The 8,202-nt window shown below is 46.2% G+C and carries 2 protein-coding genes; one reads left to right on the plus strand and one right to left on the minus strand.

Features of this window, described 5'->3' with window-relative positions:
* Positions 1–737: 737 nt before the first annotated feature.
* Positions 738–2,240, plus strand: a complete 1,503-nt coding sequence (locus tag J0895_RS25075; RefSeq protein ID WP_207090706.1) for an alanine/glycine:cation symporter family protein — start codon at positions 738–740, stop codon at positions 2,238–2,240.
* 99 nt (positions 2,241–2,339) lie between these two features.
* On the opposite strand, the gene J0895_RS25080 is transcribed toward J0895_RS25075, so the two are convergent.
* Positions 2,340–7,652: an AAA family ATPase gene (locus J0895_RS25080; protein WP_207090707.1), complete on the minus strand. Its 5,313-nt coding sequence runs from the start codon at positions 7,650–7,652 to the stop codon at positions 2,340–2,342.
* Positions 7,653–8,202 lie beyond the last annotated feature (550 nt).

Consider the following 8,202-nt stretch of genomic DNA (forward strand, 5'->3'; position numbering starts at 1 on the left):
ATGTTGTAATCGCGTTTACTTTTATGGCTTCAATGCTTTCAGAATCCATCACTAAGCCAAAACGCGGTACGCTCCGCAACCTGCCTTTATTTGCTCTTTCTTGTCATACTGCGCCAGGACTAAAACCTAACCGTTGTTTCACAGGAGCCGGGATTTCTCCGTACTAGGATGCTTCAACACGCAGATGTTTTTTTTTCTTACTCACAATCTAATTTTAACATAAAATACCACGAGGATTTTAATCCCTCGTGTCGCGGACCTCTGAACACTGAAGTGTCTGAGTTTCCCGCATCCCGTTTATTTATATGAAATTTTATCAGAGATTACTGAGATTTCTCGGTGAAATTCGTTACAAATCTGAACAATTTTGACCGATTGCGCTAAAAAGCTTAAAGAATCGAGGGCGATCGGGTCCCCATCTGCCTAAAAATGGAGCCATCTCCAGTCCCCTCTCTTTTATAAGGGGCGGGGGATGTCTGAACGAGGACATAGGTACACCGGGGTGAGAAACCGGGTTTTTGGTGGTACAGATTTAATACGGTATCGGCGTTCTAGGAACCCAAACCGAAACCGGAATCAATCCCCAGTTTCTTGACAAAACTAAGCAGATTGGTTACAGCTTGAACGATAACAAGGCAGAATGTTTCCGTTAAGCCTAGCTTGACCCGCCAAAGGCAGTATAGTCACATCTTGAAGACGCCCATTCCCTGTCCCATTCCCTCTAACTGACTGCACTTATGAAGAAACGCTGGATTTCACTCATCATCCTATTTCTACTGGCCCTGCCGATCGCCGCAGTCGCCCAAGAAGCTGAAGAGGCTGCACCCAGTGGCTTCCTCCCCACCCTTGATGCCGTTTTCACTCAAGTGGTGGACTGGATGTCTGCGGTTCTGTTTTTCGATTTTGGCCTAGGCATCCCCCTAATTGTCTTATGGTTGATTAGCGGTGCGGTTTATTTCACTATTCGCATGGGCTTTATCAACTTCCGCGCCTTGAAACACGCCTTTTTCGTCATTCAAGGTCACTATGATGACCCCTCAGAAGCCGGAGAAGTCAGCCATTTCCAAGCCCTAGCTGCGGCCCTCTCCGCCACGGTGGGACTCGGGAATATTGCCGGGGTGGCGATCGCCGTTTCCGTGGGGGGACCCGGGGCCATGTTCTGGATGACCGTTGCTGCCTTATTCGGCATGACGAGCAAGTTTGTCGAATGTACCCTGGCTCAAAAATACCGGATTGTCTTGCCCGATGGTCGGATTGCCGGTGGCCCCATGTACTATCTCTCTCGGGGTTTAGCCGAAAAAGGTATGGGTCAATTGGGCAATATCATGGCGAGTTTGTTTGCCATCCTCTGTATTGGGGCTGCCTTCGGTGGGGGCAATATGTTCCAAGCGAACCAATCCTTTGTTGCTGTTTCCGGCTTATTCCCGACTCTCCCCAACTGGCTGTACGGACTTGTCCTCGCCTTCATGGTTTCCCTCGTCATTATTGGTGGGATTAGCCGGATTGGGAACGTCGCTGGTGCCCTGGTCCCCGCCATGTGCACCATATACGTTGCCGCTTCGTTGTGGATTATTTTAATGAATCTGCCGGCAATTCCTACCGCCTTTGCCCGGATTTTTACAGAAGCCTTTGTCCCCCAAGCGGCTTATGGAGGATTTCTTGGGGTATTAGTCCAGGGGTTCCGGCGATCGGCATTCTCCAATGAAGCCGGGCTCGGTTCAGCGGCGATCGCCCATGCTGCTGCCAGAACTGAAGAACCCGTCCGCGAAGGCATTGTCGCCCTCCTCGAACCCTTTATCGATACCGTCATTATCTGCAACATGACCGCCTTAGTCGTGATTATCACCGGAGAATATGCCAACCCCAACACCGCGCCGGGAGTCGAAACCACCTCTGCTGCCTTTGCTTCGGTGATTAGTTGGTTCCCCATCGTCCTCACCTTAGCGGTATTTCTCTTTGCCTTCTCCACCATGATTTCCTGGAGTTACTACGGCGAACGGTCCTGGACCTACTTATTTGGCGAAAGCAGCATGATTATCTACCGCATCATTTATGTCTTTTGCGTCTTCCTCGGGACCGTCATCAACCTCGGTGCCATCCTCGATTTCTCCGATATGATGTTCTTTGCAATGGCCTTTCCCAATATGCTGGGCGGGTTCCTGCTAGCGGACAAAGTTCGGGCGGATCTCGACAGTTATATGCTCCGTCTCAACAGTGGCGAAATGCCCGTTTACAAGTAATCATCGGTGTGACTCTCTGATGGGGGTGGGGTGGGGTTTAGCCCGGATTGCTCCGAGCATCCTCTACCCCACCCCACACAAAACCCTAAATCGCAACGGTTACTTCTGTTTGAGAACAATTAAGGTGATATCGTCGTAAATCTTCTGCCCGCCAATATGCCGCCGGACATCTTCAATCACCCCTTGACAAATCTCCCTCGCATTCCCGTTTAAATGATGCCGAATTGATTCAATGATTGGCTCAAGACCATACTGCACCAAATTGCTATCCACCGCCTCCGTAATTCCATCGGTGTACAACACCACCACATCCCCGGGATTCAACCGAATCTCAGTGGTACTCACAAAATCAGAAATCTCATCAATCAGAGCAATCGGAAATCCTAAATCAACAGTATCGATGCACTCTACTGTCCCATCGGCACGCATGACGATCGCCTCTTCATGCTGCCCACTCAAGGTTAATTTTCCTTCTTGATAATCCAGCAGGACAAGAGTCATATTTTTATCAGAATTCATGCGTTGCACATTTTTATAAATTGTGCGATTGATAACATCTAAAAATTGCACCGGGTCAGTAAAATCTCCTTCCAGTAACGTCCGGACCGCCGTTTGTGCCATCATCATCACCACACCGCTTTGCAACCCATGTCCCGTCACATCCCCGATCGCAATTTTGATGCGATCGCCACTTTTGAGGACATCATAGTAATCCCCCCCCACTTCATCTGCCGGTTCCATAAATCCGGCAATGTCTAATCCCTCAATCGCATCCAGTTCCGATTGGTTCGGCAACAGCATTTTTTGCAATCGCCGCGTCACATCTAACTCGGCTCCCATCCGGATATTTTCCGCTTTTAACCGCTCATTCAAAATCGTAATTTCTGCATTCGCGTTGGCTAATTGTGCGGTCCGTTGTTTGACTTTCTCTTCCAAGGTTTGATACAAGCGGGCATTTTCAATAGAAATTGCCACCTGCCCAGATAACAACTGTAAAACTTCCACTCGTTTTGGGGTAAAGGCTCCCGTTGTGCTATTGTTTTCCAAATAAACAATGCTGACGAGTTGGCCTCGATCAATCAGAGGCGCGCATAGAATTGACTTCGGTTGAGCCTGTTGGATATAAGAGTCGCTGGTAAAATTGCCGCTGCACGTGGCATCATTTAACACCACGGTTTCTTGAGTTCGGGCTACATAATTGACAATGGATTTGGAAATGGTCTGACAGTTTCCCACGGAAATCGATTGCAACACGGTGACCCGCTCATCCTCGATTTCTCCTGCCGCTTCTATGAGCAATTCGCCGTGAATTGATAAAATTAAATAGCCCCGTTGCGCTCCAGCATTTTCGATGAGAATTTTCATCAAGCTAGAGAGTAATTTTTCCAGCAAAACTTCCCCGGAAATCGCTTGAGATGCCTTCATCACCGTGGCAATATCGAGGTTATGATTAGAACCTGTGCTCGTTACGTTTGAGTTCGTTGTACTGTGTGTACTGACCCGTTCCCTGGCAATAAAGAATTGGCCATATCGCGTCTCTAAATCCTTGACCTTTGTAGATGCACCCCAGATTTGATAACTGTAGCGAGCTTGCTGCATATAAGCGATCGCAGTCAGCTCTTTCTCTTTCCCTTTGGAGAGATAGAATTTGGCTGCGAGTTCATAAGCGATCGCCAGTTCGTGGAGATAGCCATTTTCTTGGGCGAGTTTAATGGCTTTGTCATAATACTCCATTGCCTTGGCATCTTTGCCTTGAACCCGACAGAGTTCAGCTTCCACCAGCCAATATTTTTGGGAATTATTTTGGGGAGCATAATGCATCCATTTTTTGATTTTCTTTTGGTTGCGCAATACTTTGTGAATCCAGGAATTTTTCTGCGATCGGGGTGCATCCGTTGCCCCTGCCAAACGCGCTAGGGAATCATAAAAAGCAACCTGAGATAGGAGAAGCGTTGCGGGAACAGCATCGATATACTCTTGTGCCTTATCCGCATTGGCGATCGCCTCATGAACCTCCCCAAACAGAACGCAAAGGATTAATTTATTGAAGTAGAGACAGAAAATTGTACTCCGGTCTTTACGACTTTCGAGGATTGGCAACCTCACCTGTTCGTCGAAAGCACTTCCCATTAAATGACAAGGATTTTCGGCTTTACCGAGCAGGTTCAGAACAGCCTGATAAAATATCTGATGCCCGTCTGTCGTTCTTTCTTGTCCCGTTTCAAGGATGACCTGAGCGTAGGTCGCCATATCTGACTCCAGTTGGGTCAGTTCAGATCCGATCAGAAAACTATAGTAGCAGTAATGAAATGCGGAATAGGCAGCAAATTCCAAATCTCCCGTTTCCAGTCCTACGGTATAAGCTTCTAGCATTGGGTTTAACATTGCTTGCACCGGGTCTTTCCAATGTTTAACAAAGCTATGAACCAGGTAGCCCGTTCGGGATTTGACTTTTTGGGTGTTGAGTCGTTTGAGGAAGTTGAGGGCCAGTTGACCAAATTGATAGCCTGACTCAATGTCTCCAATGCCACAGAGAATCAATCCATAGCAGCTATAAGCATAAGCTGATTCTGAAGTATTGCCCCATTTGATAGATAAATTAACCTGTTGGAATACAGCTAGGGGAAACAATAAAGGGGCAGAAAAATAGATAGCCGTATTGAGTTTTGATAAAATACCCATGATGGCTTGAATCTCAGGCTGAGTCATGGGGGGTAGGTCTCCTAAACTGGCGATCGGTCGCACCCCTATCGTCAGTTTTGTCCGAATCAGCCCTAACAAAATATCAATTTTTTTAGGGTATCTCGGCAATTTGATACCGAATAAGCTCAAGACTTCTAGTCCGATATCCAATGCTTCATTAAACTTGCTTTGGGACACCCCGGCTTGAATTTTTACCTCATAAACTTTGACCTTATCGAGGACAGTTTTGGCTTTCGCGACTACGGTCTCCACCCATTGATCCATCAAGGCAAAGTCCGTATTGAGATAGGCAACTTCCGTCGCTTCTTCATAGAGGGAGAGGGTCAGGGCATACTCGTCTTGCCAGCTATGGGTTCCTAATAGTTCTATCCCCACTTGCAAATAATTCAAAGCAGGCTGATAGGCCGTGGATAGTTTCGCTTTTTTTCCAGCAATCAGGTTTAATTCAGCCAGCTCATTTTTTTCAGCCTGACTGCTCATTAATCCGATTCCGAAGTTGAGTTGATTGACGATATCAAAAATTTTCTCTTCCTGCTTATTCTTCGGCGTATTTTGTAGAATCACATCTCCAATTTTCCGATGAAGATAGGGAATTTTAACCTCGTCAATTAGAGAATAGGCCGCTTGCTGAATTCGGTCATGACCAAATTTGTATTGTAAAGATTTCTGTTGAGTTTGGGTGGGGTCAGGGGTCAAAAATTCTGACTCGGCGAGCACCAAGGCAAGTTCTCCTAAATTCCCCAAGGGCATCACCAAACTTTCGGTAACGGCTGATTGCAAATCGGTTACCATTTCGGCTAAAGATTTTTCGCAAATTAATCCCAGAAATTTTAAGTCAAACTGGTTGCCAGTACAGGCAGCAAGTTGTAAGAGTTCTTGGGTTTCTTCGGGCAGTTTTTGAATTTTATCCACCATCAGTTCTACCACATTATCCGTGAAGCCCCGGGCTTGAATTTGCTCTAAATCCCACTCCCACCGCAGAGTTTGCCGGTCAAAATCTAGCAGTTCTTCGGTATAGAGAGATTTCAAAAATTCATTCATAAAAAATGGATTTCCGCCGGTTTTGCCTTGGACTAACTCGGCGAGGGGTTGGACAGTTTGACCGTCACAGTTGAGGGTATCTCCAATCAATTTGGCGATGGTTTCTAAGTCCAAGGGGGCCAGAGCAATGCGCTGAATAATCGCCCCAGTTTTGGCAATTTCATCTAAGGTTAACATCAGGGGATGGGCGGCGGAAACTTCATTGTCGCGATACGCCCCGATTAAAAACAATCCTGGCGATCGCCCCGCCATCAACAATTGCATCAGCTTTAAAGATGCTCCATCCGCCCATTGCAAATCATCAATAAATAAGGCTAAGGGATGTTCCTGTTGGGTAAATACTTTGATGAAATTCTGAAACACCAAGTTAAAGCGATTTTGTGACTCGTTAGGTCCAAGTTCAACAACCTCGGATTGGGGGCCAATAATTAATTCTATTTCCGGAATCACCTCTACAATTACTTGTCCATTAACTCCCACTGCGGCTAACAGATTCTCCCGCCACTGGTTGAGCTGTGCTTCACTTTCCATCAGCAGTTGTTTGACTAACCCTTGAAAGGCCCTAACTATCGCACTGTAAGGAATATTTCGCTGATATTGGTCAAATTTACCCGAAATAAAATAACCTCGTTTTTCCGTAATCGGTTTATAGAGTTCTTGGACTAAAGCCGATTTGCCAATGCCGGAATATCCCCCAATCAGCATCAGTTTACTTTGGATACTACTTCCGGCAAAGGCTGCTAATAAACTCTGGATTTCTGACTCTCGGCCATACAGTTTTTGCGGCAGTTGAAATTTATCCGAAATATCATGACGGCCCAGGGAAAATTTCAATACAATATCTGCATTGTTTTGACGCAAACATTCCTCTAAATCCGCTTTTAATCCATAAGCATTCTGATAGCGTTCTTCCGCCGTTTTTGCCATCAGTTTGAGGATAATGTCCGACAAAACTGGGGGAATATTGGCATCAATATCAGTGGGAGTAACCGGCTGTTTGGCAATGTGACAGTGGACTAATTCTAGGGGGTCGGTGGTTTCAAAGGGTAGTCGGTGAGTGAGCAGTTCGTAGAAGGTCACCCCTAGGGAATAAAAGTCACTGCGGTAGTCGATACAGCGGTTCATTCGCCCGGTTTGTTCCGGGGAGAGATAGGGGAGAGTGCCTTCTAGGATGTTGGGATTTTTTAGGGTAGTATTTTCTCGGGTCAGTTGAGTGGAGATGCCAAAGTCAATGATTTTAACCTGTCTGGTGTTCGGATTAAAAACAATATTGCTCGGGTTAATATCTTTGTGGATAATATTCGCCCCATGAATTTGTCCTAATGCTTCAGTGATGGCGATCGCCAGATGCAGAAACTCTTCTAAGTTCCAGGTGCGTTCACTCAGCCCATGTTTTAGAGATTCACCCCCAAAGTCCTCCACAAACATGACGAGGGTATTTTGATATTTCTGCAAGTCATAAACCTTCACCACACCCGGTACATTCAGGGATTGGGTAATCTGATATTCGGTGCGGTAGCGGGCGAGTTCTTGGGGGGTGGGATAATTTTCTTTGAGGATTTTTCGGATAATCGGTTGAGAATCTGAATCCCAGATGCCTCGATAGACAATGGAGTTGGCACTTTCATAAATTTGAGTTTGAACGGTCACGCCAGAAATATTCAACATAATTAGAATAGGGGTGAGTAAACAATCAAGTTTTGTGGTATTAAGGCGAGGCTTCGCAGAACCTTATAGATATTACAATATCCCAGGGGATTAAACTCAGCAACTGTCATATTTTACCCCAATTTACACATATTCATTGGAGTGGATTAGAGGTGACAACTGGCCTAAAAATAAGCCTAGATTGATGTAAATCAGGGCAATTTAGCTGAACTCAATCCCTGACTGAAATCAGTCCAAGGGGTTAGGTTCAAGTTTCGGGATGTGGGGGGGGTCACTCCGTAAATCGGACTGGCACTAAACCACCACCCTCGAAGGAATTGATAGTTTAAGTTTAACTTAATCGGCAGACTGAAAGAAGGCCAGTTTTTTTTAGGGTTTCCGGGGAGTTAAAGGTGAGAACCCCGATTGTTTCCAAAATTTCCACCAATTAGCAGCAAATTAGGGACAAAAGCCTTGGTGCGATTGAACTGATACTGTACCGATGCCCTAAGAAGGCATATCAGTCTGAGGAATGGGGGTGCGATCGCCCCATCCGAACCCGCCAGGGAGA

Origin of the sequence: Phormidium pseudopriestleyi FRX01 (assembly GCF_017313335.1) — a bacterium.
GTDB lineage: Bacteria > Cyanobacteriota > Cyanobacteriia > Cyanobacteriales > Laspinemataceae > Laspinema > Laspinema pseudopriestleyi.

Coding starts and splice junctions, on each gene's coding strand:
- J0895_RS25075 (WP_207090706.1), top strand. CDS start 738: ATGAAGAAACGCTGGATTTCACTCATCATCCTATTTCTACTGGCCCTG.
- J0895_RS25080 (WP_207090707.1), bottom strand. CDS start 7,652: ATGTTGAATATTTCTGGCGTGACCGTTCAAACTCAAATTTATGAAAGT.